Here is a 17,060-nt window from a genome sequence, read left to right on the forward strand (position 1 = left end):
ATTACATGGAGCAACAAGAAAATCAAAATAGAAAGTTGTTGTTAATCGGTTTAGTAATCGCGATGCTATTTGCTGCATTAGATGGAACAATTGTTGGTACAGCAATGCCACGTATCGTCGGTGACCTAGGCGGATTAAGTTTAATGACATGGTTAACGACAGCTTATATGTTAACATCAACGACAGTTGTACCAATTGCAGGTAAATTAGCGGATTTACTTGGTCGTCGTAACGTATATATAACAGGGCTAGTTATTTTTATGATTGGTTCGGCGTTATGTGGTATGGCGAATGGTATGACAGAATTAATTATTTTCCGTGGTATTCAAGGTCTTGGTGGCGGTATTATGATGCCAATGGCTATGATTATTATTGGAGATATGTTCACGGGAAAAGAACGTGCGAAATGGCAAGGTATTTTTGGTGCGTTATACGGTCTTGCTTCTGTAATTGGACCGCAAGTTGGTGGTTGGATTGTAGATGCAGTGAACTGGAGATGGGTATTCTACATTAACTTACCGGTTGGTATTTTAGCAACAATCTTTATTGCAATGGGATTAAAATCACATAAACAAACAGGACCAATTAAAATTGATATCGCTGGAATCTTTACGATGATTCTAGGTGTTGTAAGTTTATTACTTGCGCTAACGTTTGGCGGAAAAGATTATGCATGGGATTCTTGGCAAATTATCGGTTTATTCGCACTAGCTGTAATTGGTATCGTTAGCTTTGTTATTGTTGAAACGAAAGCTGAAGAGCCGATTTTACCAATGCATTTCTTTAAAAATCGCACATTTACAATACTGAATGCGATTGGATTCTTTATGAGTATTGGAATGTTCGGCGCGATTATGTTCGTACCATTCTTCATGCAAGGTATTGTAGGAGTAAGTGCTGCTGAATCAGGAACAATTATGACTCCAATGATGATTACAATGATTGTAATGAGTATTATCGGTGGGCAACTTGTATTAAAAGTTGGTGTAAAACCACAAATTATCGCAGGTATGCTTATTATGGCCGGTGGTTTCTGGTTATTAACAACGATGGATATGCACACAACGAAGCTTACAGCTACTTCTTATATGATGGTTATCGGTTTAGGAATGGGTCTTGTAATGCCGACATTAACATTAGCGTTACAAGAAAGCTTCCCGAAAAAAGACCTTGGTGTCGTAACGTCATCAAGTCAGTTCTTCCGTCAAATTGGTGGAACATTTGGTATTACAATTTTAGGATCAATTATGAATAACACTTCAGGTACAACGTTAACAAATAAATTAGTACCTGTATTAGATACATTCCCGAAAGAAGCGGGACAAATGGTAACGAAATTTAAAGATATGATTCACACAGATCCACAAGGTTTATATTCGATGCTATTTAGCCCAGAGGCATTAAAACAAATGCCAGAAGCGTTTGCTAACAGCATTGTACCTATTTTGAAAAACTCTTTAGTAGACTCGCTTCATACTGTATTCTTAACAGGATTAGTATTTATCGTAGTAGGTGCCATCTTTACGATTTTCTTACAAAAAATTAAATTATCAGATCGTAAAAAAGATGCTGAAGAGCCTGCTGTAGAAGAAAAAGAAAAAACTGTATCATACTCGTAATGAAGAAGCATCGCCTTATGGCGGTGCTTTTTTGAGTATAACCTTAAAAGCTTTTTAGTGAGAAATGATTGACGTATTTTTAGAAATACGTTATATTATTTTCTGTAAACGGTTACATGAAATGAGGAGAAAAGAGAATGAGTACGATTAAAGACGTTGCGAAATTAGCGGGAGTATCTGTTGCGACCGTTTCCAGAGTTTTAAATAAAAATGGATATGTTCACGAAGATACATTAAAAAAGGTAGAGCGTGCAATTGAGATGTTAGATTATAAGCCTAGTACAGTAGCACGTTCACTGTATAATAAAAAGTCTCGTTTAATTGGCTTAGTTGTTCCAAATATCGTGAATCCGTTCTTTCCAGAAGTTGCACGTGCCGTAGAAGATGTAGCACATAAACAAGGTTACACAGTTGTCCTTTGTAACTCTGATGAAAGTTTAGAAAAAGAGAAACAATACATTGATGTACTTAGACAAAATAATGTAGATGGATTTATTGTAGCAACAAATCCACAAAATAGTGTTAATTACATGAATTTATCTGTCCCGGTTGTTGCGATTGACCGTATGTTTAATGAGCGTATTCCTACTGTATATGCAGATAACTATGCAGGAAGTCAGGCTGCGACAAAGTTGTTACTAGATAAAGGATGTAAACATATTGCACATATTCGCGGTCCACGTGATGTGAGTACTGCAAATGAACGTTTTGAAGGTTTTGTAGACGTTATTACGCAAAATAACCTTTCGTATATGATTGCGGAGAGTACGTTTGAGCCAGCAAATAGTGAGCGTGTAGCGATGGAATTATTAGAAGAATACCCGCATATTGATGGTATTGTTGCTGGGAATGATTTAATTGCGATTGGTATTGTAAAGGCTGCACTTCAAAAGGGGATTGCCATTCCAGATGATTTACAAATTATCGGATTTGATGGAATTTCTTTAACAGAAATGATGTATCCATCTATTACAACAGTTGCACAACCGATATATGAAATGGGGAAAATTGCAACAGAGTTGTTGTTAGAGCAAATGGAAGGAAATACATTAGAAGAGAAACACTATCGTTTGCCGATTGAAATTATAGAACGAAATACAACGAAGTAAGGAGATGAAACAGATGCCAAATATTGCAGTAGTAGGAAGCATTTCAATGGACTTAGTGGCTGTTTCAAAAAAACGGCCGAAAGCAGGAGAAACAGTAATTGGTGAAGCGTTTCATACAATCCCAGGAGGGAAAGGGGCAAACCAAGCAGTTGCTGCAGCTAGGTTAGGAGCAAATGTAGCAATGGTTGGAGCGGTAGGAAATGATGATTATGGAACAGTAGTTAGAAAAAATTTAGAGAACGAACGCATTTTTATCGATTATGTGGTACCGGTTACAGATAGAACGACAGGAATTGCTCATATCGTTTTAGCAGAAGAAGATAACAGTATAGTTGTCGTACAAGGGGCAAATGCTCTTGTAAATAAGTCAGTTGTAGATCGCTCCAAAGACCTTCTTGTAAAAGCGGATATGGTTGTTCTTCAACTAGAAATTCCACTTGAAACAGTAAAATATGTATTGGCTATTTGTGAAGAACATAATATTCCAGTTATGTTGAATCCAGCGCCAGCACAAGTTTTATCAGAAGAAATTTTAGAAAAAGCAACTTATATTACGCCAAATGAACATGAGTGCCGCATTGTATTAGATGATTTTACATCACCAATTAAAGATTTATTGGCGAAGTATCCAAATAAATTATTGATGACAGAAGGTTCTAACGGTGTTCGTTTCCATAATGGCACGGAGATTGTACATGTTCCTAGCATTGCTGTTGATGTAGTGGATACAACTGGAGCTGGTGATACATTTAATGGTGCGTTAGCAGTTGCACTTTCTGAAGGAGAGACACTTCAAAAAGCAATTCGTTTCGCGAATATTGCCGGTGGTCTTTCTGTAACGAAACTTGGAGCACAGGGCGGTATGCCAACGAGAGATCGAGTACGTGAAGTGCAGGTGATTGTTGGATGAAAAAGCATGGTGTATTAAACAGTGAAATCGCGGCAGTCCTTGCTTCACTTGGGCATACAGATACGGTTGTAATTGCTGATTGCGGGTTACCGATTCCGGATGGAGTAAAACGAATTGATTTAGCTGTTGAGATTGGAAAACCGAGTTTTTTAGAGGTGTTACAAGTTGTAGCTGATGATATGGCAATCGAAAAAGTGACGTTAGCAGAAGAAGTCATTATAAATAATGCGGAAGTAAATAAAGAGATCGAGCAAAAATTAATAGAGCCAGCATTTGAGTATGTATCTCATGAACAATTTAAAGAGCATACAAAGAAAGCGAAGGCGATTATTCGTACAGGCGAGGCTACGCCTTATGCAAATGTAATTTTACATGCAGGCGTGATTTTTTAATAAAGGGAAGTGATGGGAATGCATATTGAAATGAAAAACATTTCAAAGGCGTTCAATGGCAATCCTGTTTTGAAGAATGCACAGTTTATGATTGAAACAGGAGAAGTCCATGCATTGATGGGGGAAAATGGAGCGGGTAAATCAACGCTCATGAAGATTTTAACAGGTGTATACAAAAAAGATGATGGGACAATCACGATTGATGGGCAAGAGCGCACCTTTAAAAATGCGAAAGAAGCTGAAGAGTACGGCATCGCATTTATACATCAAGAACTAAACATATTGCCGAATTTAACAGTAGCTGAAAATATGTTTCTTGGTAAAGAGTTAATGTATGGGAAAACAGGTATTTTACGCACTCGACAAATGAACGCGATTGCGCAGCAGCAACTAGCAGAGCTAGGATTGCATGTAAGAGGTGCTATGTTAGCAGAGGAACTATCGGTTGGACAACAGCAAATTATCGAAATTGCGAAAGCGTTAATGACAAACGCGAGCGTTATTATTATGGATGAACCTACTGCGGCACTGACGGATCGTGAAATCGAAACGCTCTTTACAGTAATCAATAAGTTACGTAAAGAAGGTGTTTCATTCGTGTACATTTCGCATCGTATGGAAGAGATTTTCTCAATATGTGATGCCATTACGATTTTGCGTGATGGAGAATACGTTGGAAAGAGATTAATTCCAGAAACATCATTTGATGAAGTAGTGAGTATGATGGTGGGGCGCAGCATTGGTGAACGTTACCCAGAGCGAAATAGTCAAATTGGTGATGTCATTTTTGAAATGCGTAACGGAACGAAGAAAGGGAAATTTGAAAATGTTTCGTTTCAAGTGAGGAAAGGTGAAATCCTTGGTGTAGCTGGTTTGATGGGGGCTGGTCGCACTGATATTATGAAAGCGATATTTGGTTATGAACCTTTAGATTCTGGACAAATTTTTATAAATGGACAAGAAGTAAAGATTGATAGTCCGATAGATGCAATTAGACAAAGAATTGCTTTCATTACAGAAGATAGAAAATCTGAAGGGTTAGTGTTAGATTTCTCAATTCGAGAAAACTTATCGTTACCGAATTTAGAAAGTCTTTCAAAGGGAAGTGTTCTGAGCAACGAGCTAGAACAACAGTTTACAGAAGATATGATGAAGCTTCTTAATGTGAAAGCATCTAGCGGAGAGCAGGCAGTGAAATCTCTTTCTGGTGGAAATCAGCAAAAGATTGTAATCGCAAAATGGCTAGGCATTCATCCGCAATTACTCATTTTAGATGAGCCAACAAGAGGTGTAGATGTTGGAGCGAAAAAAGAAATTTACTCTATCATGAATAAGCTTACAGAGCAAGGCGATGCCGTTATTATGGTATCATCTGAGCTTCCGGAAGTTTTAGGGATGAGTGATCGAGTTCTTGTTATTCATGAAGGAAAAGTCGGCGGCATTTTAGGGAAAGATGAGGCATCACAAGAGTCTATTATGGCACTAGCTACAGGGGGAGAGTAAGGATGGCTAAGAAGGGGAATGTATTACAACAACTCGGTTCTTTAATCGGTTTAGTATTAATTATCGTCGTAATTACAGCTTTAAATCCAGCGTTCATTGAAATTCCAAATTTATTTAATATACTGCGTCAAGTATCGATTAATGCGCTTATTGCATTCGGAATGACCTTTGTAATTTTAACAGGGGGTATTGACTTATCGGTAGGTTCTATTTTAGCATTATCAAGTGCACTTGTTGCTGGAATGATGGCAAGTGGCATGGATCCGTTCCTTGCAATGGCAGTTGGACTATTAGCAGGTCTTGTAATGGGAATTGTAAACGGTATCATCATTGCGAAAGGAAAAGTAGCTCCATTTATTGCAACTTTAGCAACAATGACTATTTTTCGTGGGTTGACGCTTGTTTATATGGACGGACGTCCGATCACTGGTCTTGGTGATCATTTAATGTTCCAAATGTTTGGCCGCGGTTATTTTCTTGGTATTCCGGTACCAGCTGTTACAATGATGATCGCTTTCGCAGTACTGTACTTCATTTTGAAGAAAACGACATTTGGCCGTCGTACATTTGCAATTGGTGGAAATGAAGAAGCAGCAGCACTATCAGGTATTAATGTTACGAGAATTAAAGTAATGATTTACGGTCTTTCCGGAATTTTGGCAGCGCTTGCAGGTATTGTCTTAACATCACGACTAGATTCTGCACAGCCGACTGCAGGTACTTCTTACGAATTAGATGCAATTGCAGCAGTTGTATTAGGTGGAACAAGTCTTTCTGGGGGAAGAGGATGGATTGTTGGTACATTCATCGGTGTACTAATTATCGGTGTACTAAATAACGGTTTAAATTTATTAGGTGTATCTTCTTTCTTCCAACAAGTTGTAAAAGGACTTGTAATCTTACTAGCTGTATTAATTGATCGCCGAAAAGAAGCGTAATGGAGGGACAGTTCATGAAGAAATGGTTACTTATACTCGTTGCATGTATTATGGTCATTACTGCTGGTTGTTCAATGGAACCACCAGAATGGGCAAAGAATTCTAGCGATAAAGGTCGAAATAAAACTATTAAAGTTGGATTCTCTGTTTCAACTTTAAATAATCCCTTCTTTGTAACTTTGAAAAAGGGTGCAGAAAAGAAAGCGAAAGATAGCGGCATCGAATTGATTGCTGTTGATGCGCAAAATGATGCAGCGAAGCAAACGAACGATGTTGAAGATTTAATTCAAAAGGGTGTCGATGTAGTTGTTATTAATCCGACCGATTCAGATGCTGTTGCTTCAGCGGTAAGTGCGGCAAATGCAGCAAATGTTCCTGTTATTACAGTAGACCGCGTTGCGAATTCAGGTAAGGTTGTTTCTCACATTGCATCTAATAATATCGAAGGTGGTCAAATGGCTAGTGATTACATTCGTGAATTAGTCGGCGAAGGAGCAAACGTTGCTGAGTTAGAAGGAATCCCTGGATCGTCTGCTGCTCGTGAACGTGGGAAAGGATTCCATAACGTAGCCGATAAGTCTTTAAAAGTAGTTGCCAAACAAGCGGCTGATTTTGATAGAGCGAAAGGATTATCTGTTATGGAAAACATTTTGCAAGCAAATGGTGATATTAAAGCCGTGTTTGCGCATAACGACGAGATGGCATTAGGTGCACTTGAAGCATTGAAGTCTGCTGGAAAAACAGATGTAGTAGTTGTTGGATTTGATGCAACAGAAGATGCTGTGAAAGCGGTTAACGATGGGCGTATGGCTGCAACAGTCGCTCAAAAACCGGAATTAATCGGAGAGAAGGCGATGCAAACAGCAAAAGAGATAACACAAGGTAAAAAAGTGGACAAATCTATTCCGATTGAATTAGAGCTTATTAAGAAAAATAAATAAATATAAAATGAAAATTAGGAAGGAAGAATAACAAATGAAATTCTTTATTGATACAGCAAACATTAACGAAATTAAAGAGGCAAATGCATTAGGCGTAGTAGCTGGAGTAACGACAAACCCATCACTTGTAGCAAAAGAAGGCGTAGATTTCCATGAGCGTATTCGTGAAATTTGCAGCTTTATAGAAGGACCTGTAAGTGCAGAAGTAATTAGCTTAGAAGCTGATAAAATGATTGAAGAAGGAAAAGAATTAGCGAAGATTGCTCCAAACGTTGTTGTAAAAGTTCCAATGACAACAGAAGGTTTAAAAGCAGTAAAAGCATTCTCAGATTTAGGAATTCGTACAAACGTTACATTAGTATTCTCAGCAGTTCAAGCATTACTTGCAGCTCGCGCTGGTGCAACATATGTTTCACCATTCTTAGGTCGTTTAGATGATATCGGTCATAACGGTATGGATTTAATTCGTCAAATCGCAGAAATCTTTGCAATTCATGGCATCGAAACAGAAATCATTGCAGCATCTGTACGTCACAGCGTTCACGTAACTGATGCAGCATTAAACGGTGCACATATTGCAACAATCCCAGCAAACGTAATTGCTTCATTAGTGAAGCACCCATTAACAGATCAAGGAATTGAGAAATTCTTAGCTGATTGGGAAAAAACACAAGAGAAATAATAGAAAATCAAGAATCCTAGTTTAATTGACTAGGATTCTTTTTTTATTTAAAAGAATTTTCATGCAATTTTGCATATTGTCTTTTAAATTTTTTATATAAGATATTTAATATATATCACATAACTCTTTATTTTTCATATTTCGATATAAAGTGAAACTTTAATCAGTGGGGGCTTTGTTCATCAGCACACTGATTATTAGTTGAACCAAGGGATAAACAGATAGAGGGTCTGACCAGAAAACTGGAGGGCATGATTCTATAACAGAAAGTTTAATGTTTATAGAATTATGTCTTTTTATATAGGGAGGGTAGTAAACAGAGATTTCGACAAAAATGCACCGATTTATCTGAATTTTAAGTTTTATAAAAGGAGAGAAATGGAATGAGAAGAAAAGCCCCATTTAAAGTGTTGTCATCATTAGCAATTGCAGCAATTATCGGATGCACATCTGTAATGAGTGCGCCGTTAGCATATGCAGAAACGCCAGCAAAAGAGAAAGAGAATGTGTCTACAACGTCAATTGATTACAATTTAATTCAAGAAGATCGTTTAGCGGAAGCTTTGAAAGAAAGAGGAACAATTAATCCAGCATCTTCTAAAGAAGAGACGAAAAAGGCTGTCGAGCAATATATTGAAAAGAAACAAGGAGATCAGGCGAACAAAGAAATTCTTCCAGATGCTCACTCACAAGAAACGTCTGATTTCACAAAAAAAGTAAAAGAGAAAAAGATGGAAGAAAAGGAAAATGTAAAAAAGACTGAAAAAAATATTAATCTTGAGCAAAAGCCAGAACCAAATAAAAAGCAATTAAATGGGCAAGTTCCAACTTCAAAAGCAAAGCAAGCTCCATATAAAGGATCTGTTCGATCGGATAAAGTATTAGTGCTACTCGTTGAATTTAGTGATTATAAACATAATAATATTGATCAAACACCAGGTTATATGTATTCGAAAGACTTTAGTAGAGAACATTATCAAAAGATGTTGTTCGGTAAGGAGCCTTATACATTATTTGATGGTTCAAAAGTAAAAACGTTTAAACAATACTATGAAGAGCAGTCTGGTGGTAGTTATACGACAGACGGATATGTAACGGAGTGGCTAACAGTTCCAGGAAAAGCATCTGATTATGGAGCTGATGGTAGCAGTGGTCATGATAATAAAGGTCCGAAAGGTGCACGTGATTTAGTGAAAGAAGCTTTGCATGCAGCTGCTGAGAAAGGACTAGATTTATCTCAGTTTGATCAGTTTGATAGGTATGATACAAACGGGGATGGGAATCAAAATGAACCTGACGGTGTAATTGATCATTTAATGGTAATCCATGCTGGTGTTGGTCAAGAAGCAGGTGGTGGTAAATTAGGTGATGATGCGATCTGGTCACATCGTTCAAAATTAGCAGTAGATCCAGTAGCGATTGAAGGTACAAAATCAAAAGTAGATTACTTTGGTGGAAAAGTAGCAGCACATGATTACACAATTGAACCAGAAGATGGAGCTGTAGGTGTGTTTGCGCATGAATTTGGACATGATCTTGGATTACCAGATGAATATGACACGAAATATACTGGAAATGGTTCACCTGTCGAAGCTTGGTCATTAATGAGTGGAGGTAGTTGGACAGGAAAAATCGCAGGAACGGAGCCGACAAGTTTTTCACCACAAAATAAAGACTTCTTACAAAAGAATATGGGTGGCAACTGGGCAAAAATATTAGAAGTAGATTACGATAAAATTAAGAGTGGTGTGGGAGTTCCTACCTATATTGATCAAAGTGTTACGAAATCAAATCGTCCAGGCGTTGTACGTGTTAACTTACCAGGTAAAAGTGTTGAAACGATTAAACCGGAGTTTGGAAAGCATGCATATTATAGTACAAGAGGCGATGATATGCATACAACGTTAGAGACACCATTCTTTGATTTAACAAAAGGAACAAATGCAAAATTCGATTATAAAGCAAATTATGAGTTAGAAGCAGAGTGCGATTTCGTCGAAGTACATGCAGTAACAGAAGATGGAACGAAAACATTAATTGATAGACTTGGAGAAAAAGTAGTCCAAGGAGATAAAGATACAACAGATGGGAAATGGATTGATAAATCATATGATTTAAGTCAATTTAAAGGCAAAAAAGTGAAACTACAATTAGACTATATTACAGATCCAGCTGTAACATATAAAGGTTTTGCGATGGACAATGTAAATGTAACTGTTGATGGACAAGTTGTATTTTCTGATGATGCAGAAGGACAGTCTAAAATGAATTTAAATGGTTTTGTTGTTTCTGATGGGACAGAGAAGAAAGCTCATCATTACTACTTAGAGTGGAGAAACTATGCGGGATCAGATAATGGTTTAAAAGCAGGAAAAGGTCCAGTGTATAATACAGGTCTTGTCGTTTGGTATGCAGATGATAGTTTCAAAGATAACTGGGTTGGGGTGCATCCAGGTGAAGGATTCCTTGGTGTTGTAGATTCTCATCCAGAAGCGCTAGTTGGTAATTTAAACGGAAAACCAGCATACGGTAATACGGGCATGCAAATTGCAGATGCTGCATTTTCATTTGATAAAACACCAGCATGGAGTGTAAATTCATTAACACGTGGTCAGTTTAACTATTCTGGATTACAAGGTGTTACAACTTTTGATGATTCAAAAGTATATAGTAACAAGCAAATTGCAGATGCAGGAAGAAAAGTTCCAAACCTTGGACTTAAATTCCAAGTTGTTGGACAGGCAGAAGATAAATCGGCAGGCGCTGTTTGGATTAAACGTTAATAACATAAAAGCACATTCTTCATATGAAGAGTGTGCTTTTTAATTTGTACAGTAAGTTATTATTTTAGTTTATGTAATACAAGTGTTTATTCATGTGTAGTGTATCAAATTATGTGGGGAAAGGAAATATTTCCGAGGAAATTGTCGAAGTATCGTCGGTATTTATAAACTTTCTTTTTAAAAGAAGCGATGTATTATTGCCTTTACGGCTCAATTTATTTACATTGTTATTTGGTTATACACAAAAGTAATATATTGGGCAAAAAAGAGTTCTATTCAATAGGGCTCTTTTTATAGATAGAAAGGAGTAAGCGATAAATGAAAGAAGTTATTGAATGTCCACAGTGTGAAGGGGATATTACTGTACAGCATATTATTGATCTCCCGCATCCTTTTTCATTAAGGTGTCCACATTGTAAGGTGAAGTTGAAAGAAATAAGGGTAACGCCATGTTTAATATTAGCGATGATTTGTATAATTCCATTGTTTATTATTATTGGAGAGAGTATTAAGGAATTACTAGTAAAATATTTTTCTATTGTAGACAATGTACCAACTGTACTTATTTTCTTTTTATTTTGTTATCCATTGTATTATTTCTATGAAAAATATAATGCTATATTGTTTATTAAATATGGTTTGCTGAAAGTTAAAAGTTAAATTGAATAGGAGATTATCATTATGCTTTGGAAAATATATTTAGTTATTGTAGCAATGTTAGCTATTATTTCGTTAGTAAGGGGTATGTTTCAAACACCAATTCAAAAGTTTGACTTTGTAGTATCTATTATTACGTGGATAGGGCTCTTTGGTTTTGTATTTGATATACAAATATTAACCTCAATTGTTTGGAAATGTATCTTCTTGTTTAGCGTCATTTGGACTTTAACTGCAGTTTTTGTTTTTCGTTTATATGAAGAGCGAGATGAGCCATTACCTTTTATATTTAAATTAATTGGCATTATTCCAACGCTTCCATTATATTACGGATTATATCAATATGCATTTTAAAAAAGACAACGATGGATTATCCCATCATTGTCTTTTTTACTTTGCTTCTTACATAAATCATCCCAGCAAATGTTAATAAAAATGCTGTCCCGATAATGAAGCTGATGCTAGGTGATGCTCCGATTGCGCCGACTGTAAAGGAGCCAGCAACAACTCCTAATGAGAAGAAGGCATAAAATAATCCGAATGCCTTTCCGCGATTATCGTCTGTAGTATTTTCAACGAGTAAAGCGTTAATAGACGGAAAGAGGATTGCGAATCCAATTCCATAAATCATCATTACGATAAAGAGCATACCTTTTGTAGCAAATAATCCGAGTAAAGATAATGCGAATGCCATAACTGCAATTCCGATTAGCATTAGTTTCGAACGATTAAATCGATCGTAAATACGATTTGTTGGAAGCAAGAAGAAGAGGATAGCAGTAATACCGAATACACTTAACATCATGCCTGTTGTAGATGCTTTAAGCGCTAATGCCTCAACTTTTACTGGTAACATATAAGTGACAATCCCTTGTGAAAACATTAATGTGAAAGCACCAATATATGCTTGTAATAACGGTTCTGATTTTAAAAGTTCAACCATATCTTCTTTGTTCATCATTTGCGTTCTTGATGTATCTTTTCTTGATACGTTATTTGGTAAGAAGAATAGAGATACGATCGTACCAAGAGCCATTAAAATAGAAATAGTAATGAAGACCCACTCTACGCCAGCTGTTGCTTTCATAATACCGCTGAAAGCAGGTCCTACGATTGCGGCTGTTCCAACAGCAGCACCAGATAGAGCCATTGCTTTTCCTTGTCTTTTTGCATTTGTTTGTTTTGATAAAAATGTAAAGGCAGCAGGAATTAAAAAGCCATCACTAAATCCATGCATAAAGCGCACAACTAATAGTTGTTCACCACTTTGAACAACGGTGTATAACAAGACTATGAAACTCGTAATTCCCATGCTTATATAAAGGATTTTTTTTGCACCAAATTTATCGACAGCGGCTCCAGCAATAATATTACCGATCATATTAGCGAATGAGTACATACCGACAACTAGCCCGATAATAAGAGGAGTTCCTCCAAGGCTTTGAGCGAATGTACTCATAATAGGTAATTGTGAAAATGTATCTAAAAATGCCACGATAACGATAAAGTAAATAAAATATTTCAAGCGATATTCACCTCTCCTATGCTATTATGGCACAATGCTAATTTCACCTGCAATGAAATTGAATTAACAGATGTGGAAAAAAGTACAAAGTGACAAAATATTGAACGTTATTTGTAAAAAATTAGTGGGAATGTGATTGTTTTTTTGAAATATATGGATAGAAGTATTATAATAGAATTGTAAACTTCACCAGGTTAAGTATATACATAGAGAGGGATGTATAAAATGAAAGCACTACTTTGGCATAATCAACGTGATGTACGAGTAGAAGAAGTACCAGAACCAACAGTAAAACCAGGAACAGTGAAAATCAAAGTTAAATGGTGTGGTATTTGTGGGACAGACTTGCATGAATATTTAGCAGGGCCTATTTTTATTCCAACAGAAGAACATCCATTAACACATGTGAAAGCACCTGTTATTTTAGGTCATGAGTTTAGTGGTGAGGTAATAGAGATTGGTGAAGGAGTTACATCTCATAAAGTGGGAGACCGCGTTGTTGTAGAGCCAATTTATTCTTGTGGTAAATGTGAAGCTTGTAAACATGGACATTACAATGTTTGTGAACAACTTGTTTTCCACGGTCTTGGCGGAGAAGGCGGCGGTTTCTCTGAATATACAGTAGTACCAGAAGATATGGTTCATCACATTCCAGATGAAATGACGTATGAACAAGGTGCGCTTGTAGAACCAGCAGCAGTAGCAGTTCATGCAGTACGTCAAAGTAAATTAAAAGAAGGGGAAGCTGTAGCGGTATTTGGTTGCGGTCCAATTGGACTTCTTGTTATCCAAGCAGCTAAAGCAGCAGGAGCAACTCCTGTTATTGCAGTTGAACTTTCTAAAGAACGTCAAGAGTTAGCGAAATTAGCAGGTGCGGATTATGTATTAAATCCAGCAACTCAAGATGTGTTAGCTGAAATTCGTAACTTAACAAATGGTTTAGGTGTAAATGTTAGCTTTGAAGTAACAGGTGTTGAAGTTGTACTACGCCAAGCGATTGAAAGTACAAGCTTCGAAGGACAAACTGTAATTGTTAGTGTATGGGAAAAAGACGCAACAATTACTCCAAATAACTTAGTATTAAAAGAAAAAGAAGTTATTGGTATTTTAGGATACCGTCACATCTTCCCAGCTGTTATTAAATTAATTAGCTCTGGTCAAATTCAAGCAGAGAAATTAATTACGAAAAAAATTACAGTCGATCAAGTTGTTGAAGAAGGATTTGAAGCACTTGTAAAAGATAAAACCCAAGTGAAAATTCTTGTTTCACCTAAATAAGATAGAATCGAAAAAAGTAGCCCTTTTCTAGAAATAGAAGAGGGCTACTTTTTTTCTGTACAGAAAGGTGATAGACTTTCCTGTAACTAAAGGTATTTTGTTTGGAAGGGGAAGTCTAATGCTTTCATTTATGTTGACATTGAAACGGATGCTAAAAGCTTGTTTGCGAGCATGGAAAGATAAAGAATTTCAAGTGTTATTCGTATTAACAATTTTGACATTAATATCTGGTACAATCTTTTATAGTACAGTGGAGGGGTTACGTCCTCTGGATGCTTTATATTTTAGCGTTGTGACGCTGACTACTGTCGGTGATGGGCAATTTAGTCCCCAAACTGACTTCGGAAAGATATTTACGATATTATACATATTTATAGGGATCGGATTAGTGTTTGGATTTATACATAAGTTGGCAGTTAATGTACAATTGCCAAGTATATTATCGAATAGAAAAAAAGAGTAAAGCATGTGTATGCTTTACTCTTTTTTTACATTAGTTTAGACAAGCCTTAATAATAGTTTATTAAAATGAAAGTGTATTCATTCATTATATTCACTGTGTATAAAGTTATAATGATATGAACATTTGCATATTTTAATTTAGTGATAGAAATTTCGTGAAAGGTGGGATATTCTAGTCATAGGTTAACCGGACGACATCATAGGATCCTAACAAAATGTTTACAATAATTCAATTATAAAATGGAGGATTTTATATGAAAAAGAAAGTACTTGCTTTAGCGGCAGCTATTACATTAGTTGCTCCATTACAAAGTGTTGCATTTGCTCATGAAAATGATGGGGGACAGAGATTTGGAGTTATTCCACGCTGGTCTGCTGAAGATAAACATAAAGAAGGCGTGAATTCTCATTTATGGATTGTAAACCGTGCAATTGATATTATGTCTCGTAATACAACACTTGTAAAACAAGATCGAGTTGCACTATTAAATGAATGGCGTACTGAGTTAGAGAACGGTATTTATGCTGCTGACTATGAAAATCCTTATTATGATAATAGCACATTTGCTTCACATTTCTATGACCCTGACAATGGGAAAACTTATATTCCGTATGCAAAGCAGGCAAAGGAAACTGGAGCTAAATATTTTAAATTAGCTGGTGAGTCTTACAAAAATAAAGATATGAAACAAGCATTCTTCTATTTAGGCTTATCTCTTCATTATTTAGGGGATGTAAACCAACCGATGCATGCGGCAAACTTTACGAACCTTTCGTATCCACAAGGATTCCATTCTAAATATGAAAACTTTGTAGATACGATAAAAGATAATTATAAAGTAACGGATGGAAATGGATATTGGAACTGGAAAGGTACGAATCCAGAAGATTGGATTCATGGAGCGGCAGTAGTTGCGAAACAAGATTACGCTGGCATTGTAAATGATAATACGAAAGATTGGTTCGTAAGAGCAGCTGTATCACAAGAATATGCAGATAAATGGCGCGCTGAAGTTACACCAATGACAGGTAAGCGTTTAATGGATGCACAACGTGTTACTGCTGGATACATTCAGCTTTGGTTTGATACGTACGGAAATCGTTAAGTATTTGAAAAAGGTCAAATCTCAGAATAGAGTATTTGGCCTTTTTATTACTATACAATACATGGAGGTATGAAACGTGAAAGGTAAATTGCTAAAAGGTGTACTTAGCTTAGGGGTTGGTTTAGGAGCTTTATATAGCGGAACTTCAGCTCAAGCAGAAGCATCTACAAATCAAAATGATACATTAAAAGTGATGACGCATAATGTATATATGCTATCAACAAACTTATATCCGAACTGGGGACAAACTGAGCGTGCTGATTTAATCGGGGCGGCAGATTATATAAAGAATCAAGATGTTGTTATATTAAATGAAGTGTTTGATAATAGCGCTTCAGATCGTTTATTAGGCAATTTGAAGAAAGAATATCCAAATCAAACAGCAGTATTAGGTCGTAGTAGTGGAAGCGAATGGGATAAAACGTTAGGAAACTATTCATCTTCAACTCCTGAAGATGGTGGCGTTGCGATTGTGAGCAAATGGCCAATCGCTGAAAAGATTCAATATGTATTTGCAAAAGGATGCGGGCCAGATAATTTATCGAATAAAGGATTTGTATACACGAAAATTAAGAAAAATGATCGTTTCGTTCACGTGATTGGGACGCATTTGCAGGCTGAAGATAGTATGTGCGGAAAAACTTCACCAGCATCTGTACGTACGAACCAATTAAAAGAAATTCAAGATTTTATTAAAAATAAAAATATACCAAATAATGAGTATGTGTTAATTGGTGGTGATATGAACGTAAATAAGATAAATGCAGAGAACAATAATGATTCAGAGTATGCATCTATGTTTAAAACATTGAACGCTTCTGTACCATCTTATACTGGACATACAGCGACTTGGGATGCAACGACAAACAGTATTGCAAAATATAATTTCCCTGATAGTCCTGCCGAATATTTAGATTATATTATTGCAAGCAAAGACCATGCGAACCCATCGTATATAGAGAATAAGGTGTTACAGCCGAAATCTCCACAATGGACTGTTACATCGTGGTTCCAAAAATATACGTATAATGATTACTCTGATCATTATCCAGTAGAGGCGACTATTTCTATGAAGTAGTTTCAAAAAGTTTCTTCGTAAAGAAGAAACTTTTTTTATTTGCAAACAGGAAAATCATACTTTCTTTCCAATATGTA

General features: G+C 36.4%; 16 protein-coding genes. 15 read left to right on the forward strand and 1 reads right to left on the reverse strand.

The window, feature by feature from the left end:
- Positions 1 to 5: 5 nt before the first annotated feature.
- From MRP26_RS24780 to MRP26_RS24830, 11 genes are all read left to right on the forward strand, one after another.
- Positions 6 to 1,619, forward strand: a complete 1,614-nt coding sequence (locus MRP26_RS24780; protein WP_000437647.1) for an MDR family MFS transporter — start codon at positions 6 to 8, stop codon at positions 1,617 to 1,619.
- Positions 1,620 to 1,756: 137 nt separating this feature from the next.
- Entirely contained in the window at positions 1,757 to 2,728 is a 972-nt protein-coding gene (gene rbsR, locus MRP26_RS24785) for a ribose operon transcriptional repressor RbsR (RefSeq protein ID WP_000104051.1), read from the forward strand.
- A 13-nt stretch (positions 2,729 to 2,741) separates the two neighbouring features.
- On the forward strand, positions 2,742 to 3,638 hold the full coding sequence (gene rbsK / locus MRP26_RS24790; protein ID WP_197241441.1) for a ribokinase: 897 nt from the start codon (positions 2,742 to 2,744) through the stop codon (positions 3,636 to 3,638).
- Positions 3,635 to 4,030 (forward strand): D-ribose pyranase, encoded by a 396-nt coding sequence (gene rbsD / locus MRP26_RS24795; protein WP_000716151.1) that lies wholly within the window; start codon positions 3,635 to 3,637, stop codon positions 4,028 to 4,030. Before rbsK ends, rbsD begins: the two co-directional genes overlap by 4 nt.
- An 18-nt stretch (positions 4,031 to 4,048) precedes the next feature.
- Complete coding sequence (rbsA, locus tag MRP26_RS24800; RefSeq protein ID WP_064532095.1) at positions 4,049 to 5,533, forward strand: ribose ABC transporter ATP-binding protein RbsA; 1,485 nt, start codon at positions 4,049 to 4,051, stop codon at positions 5,531 to 5,533.
- Positions 5,534 to 5,535: 2 nt separating this feature from the next.
- Complete coding sequence (locus MRP26_RS24805; RefSeq protein ID WP_001074641.1) at positions 5,536 to 6,471, forward strand: ABC transporter permease subunit; 936 nt, start codon at positions 5,536 to 5,538, stop codon at positions 6,469 to 6,471.
- A 14-nt stretch (positions 6,472 to 6,485) separates the two neighbouring features.
- Positions 6,486 to 7,412 (forward strand): ribose ABC transporter substrate-binding protein RbsB, encoded by a 927-nt coding sequence (rbsB, locus tag MRP26_RS24810; protein WP_242807038.1) that lies wholly within the window; start codon positions 6,486 to 6,488, stop codon positions 7,410 to 7,412.
- A gap of 34 nt (positions 7,413 to 7,446) precedes the next feature.
- Complete coding sequence (gene fsa, locus MRP26_RS24815; RefSeq protein WP_000667666.1) at positions 7,447 to 8,094, forward strand: fructose-6-phosphate aldolase; 648 nt, start codon at positions 7,447 to 7,449, stop codon at positions 8,092 to 8,094.
- A 383-nt stretch (positions 8,095 to 8,477) separates the two neighbouring features.
- Entirely contained in the window at positions 8,478 to 10,877 is a 2,400-nt protein-coding gene (inhA2, locus tag MRP26_RS24820; protein WP_242807039.1) for a M6 family metalloprotease immune inhibitor InhA2, read from the forward strand.
- 318 nt (positions 10,878 to 11,195) lie between these two features.
- Entirely contained in the window at positions 11,196 to 11,537 is a 342-nt protein-coding gene (locus MRP26_RS24825) for a hypothetical protein (protein WP_000665754.1), read from the forward strand.
- A 21-nt stretch (positions 11,538 to 11,558) separates the two neighbouring features.
- Positions 11,559 to 11,888, forward strand: coding sequence for a hypothetical protein (locus tag MRP26_RS24830; protein ID WP_000964465.1), 330 nt, complete (start codon positions 11,559 to 11,561; stop codon positions 11,886 to 11,888).
- 16 nt (positions 11,889 to 11,904) lie between these two features.
- On the opposite strand, the gene MRP26_RS24835 is transcribed toward MRP26_RS24830, so the two are convergent.
- On the reverse strand, positions 11,905 to 13,059 hold the full coding sequence (locus tag MRP26_RS24835; protein ID WP_000873271.1) for an MFS transporter: 1,155 nt from the start codon (positions 13,057 to 13,059) through the stop codon (positions 11,905 to 11,907).
- A gap of 225 nt (positions 13,060 to 13,284) precedes the next feature.
- Here MRP26_RS24835 and bdhA point away from each other — a divergent pair, with 225 nt between their 5' ends.
- The 4 genes from bdhA (at position 13,285) to sph (ending at position 16,983) form a co-directional block, all read left to right on the forward strand.
- Positions 13,285 to 14,337: a (R,R)-butanediol dehydrogenase gene (gene bdhA / locus MRP26_RS24840; RefSeq protein WP_000645827.1), complete on the forward strand. Its 1,053-nt coding sequence runs from the start codon at positions 13,285 to 13,287 to the stop codon at positions 14,335 to 14,337.
- 118 nt (positions 14,338 to 14,455) lie between these two features.
- Positions 14,456 to 14,800, forward strand: a complete 345-nt coding sequence (locus tag MRP26_RS24845; RefSeq protein WP_000948244.1) for a potassium channel family protein — start codon at positions 14,456 to 14,458, stop codon at positions 14,798 to 14,800.
- Positions 14,801 to 15,053: 253 nt separating this feature from the next.
- A complete protein-coding gene (cerA, locus tag MRP26_RS24850) occupies positions 15,054 to 15,905 on the forward strand; it encodes a phospholipase CerA (protein WP_000730997.1) in 852 nt (283 codons plus the stop codon).
- 76 nt (positions 15,906 to 15,981) lie between these two features.
- On the forward strand, positions 15,982 to 16,983 hold the full coding sequence (gene sph / locus MRP26_RS24855; RefSeq protein WP_000676799.1) for a sphingomyelinase C: 1,002 nt from the start codon (positions 15,982 to 15,984) through the stop codon (positions 16,981 to 16,983).
- Positions 16,984 to 17,060 lie beyond the last annotated feature (77 nt).

This window comes from Bacillus sp. CCB-MMP212, from assembly GCF_022748145.1.
Classification (GTDB): Bacteria; Bacillota; Bacilli; order Bacillales; family Bacillaceae_G; genus Bacillus_A; species Bacillus_A cereus.

Coding starts and splice junctions, on each gene's coding strand:
- rbsD (WP_000716151.1), top strand. CDS start 3,635: ATGAAAAAGCATGGTGTATTAAACAGTGAAATCGCGGCAGTCCTTGCT.
- inhA2 (WP_242807039.1), top strand. CDS start 8,478: ATGAGAAGAAAAGCCCCATTTAAAGTGTTGTCATCATTAGCAATTGCA.
- rbsA (WP_064532095.1), top strand. CDS start 4,049: ATGCATATTGAAATGAAAAACATTTCAAAGGCGTTCAATGGCAATCCT.
- rbsB (WP_242807038.1), top strand. CDS start 6,486: ATGAAGAAATGGTTACTTATACTCGTTGCATGTATTATGGTCATTACT.
- MRP26_RS24805 (WP_001074641.1), top strand. CDS start 5,536: ATGGCTAAGAAGGGGAATGTATTACAACAACTCGGTTCTTTAATCGGT.
- fsa (WP_000667666.1), top strand. CDS start 7,447: ATGAAATTCTTTATTGATACAGCAAACATTAACGAAATTAAAGAGGCA.
- MRP26_RS24825 (WP_000665754.1), top strand. CDS start 11,196: ATGAAAGAAGTTATTGAATGTCCACAGTGTGAAGGGGATATTACTGTA.
- MRP26_RS24830 (WP_000964465.1), top strand. CDS start 11,559: ATGCTTTGGAAAATATATTTAGTTATTGTAGCAATGTTAGCTATTATT.
- MRP26_RS24845 (WP_000948244.1), top strand. CDS start 14,456: ATGCTTTCATTTATGTTGACATTGAAACGGATGCTAAAAGCTTGTTTG.
- bdhA (WP_000645827.1), top strand. CDS start 13,285: ATGAAAGCACTACTTTGGCATAATCAACGTGATGTACGAGTAGAAGAA.
- rbsR (WP_000104051.1), top strand. CDS start 1,757: ATGAGTACGATTAAAGACGTTGCGAAATTAGCGGGAGTATCTGTTGCG.
- rbsK (WP_197241441.1), top strand. CDS start 2,742: ATGCCAAATATTGCAGTAGTAGGAAGCATTTCAATGGACTTAGTGGCT.
- MRP26_RS24780 (WP_000437647.1), top strand. CDS start 6: ATGGAGCAACAAGAAAATCAAAATAGAAAGTTGTTGTTAATCGGTTTA.
- cerA (WP_000730997.1), top strand. CDS start 15,054: ATGAAAAAGAAAGTACTTGCTTTAGCGGCAGCTATTACATTAGTTGCT.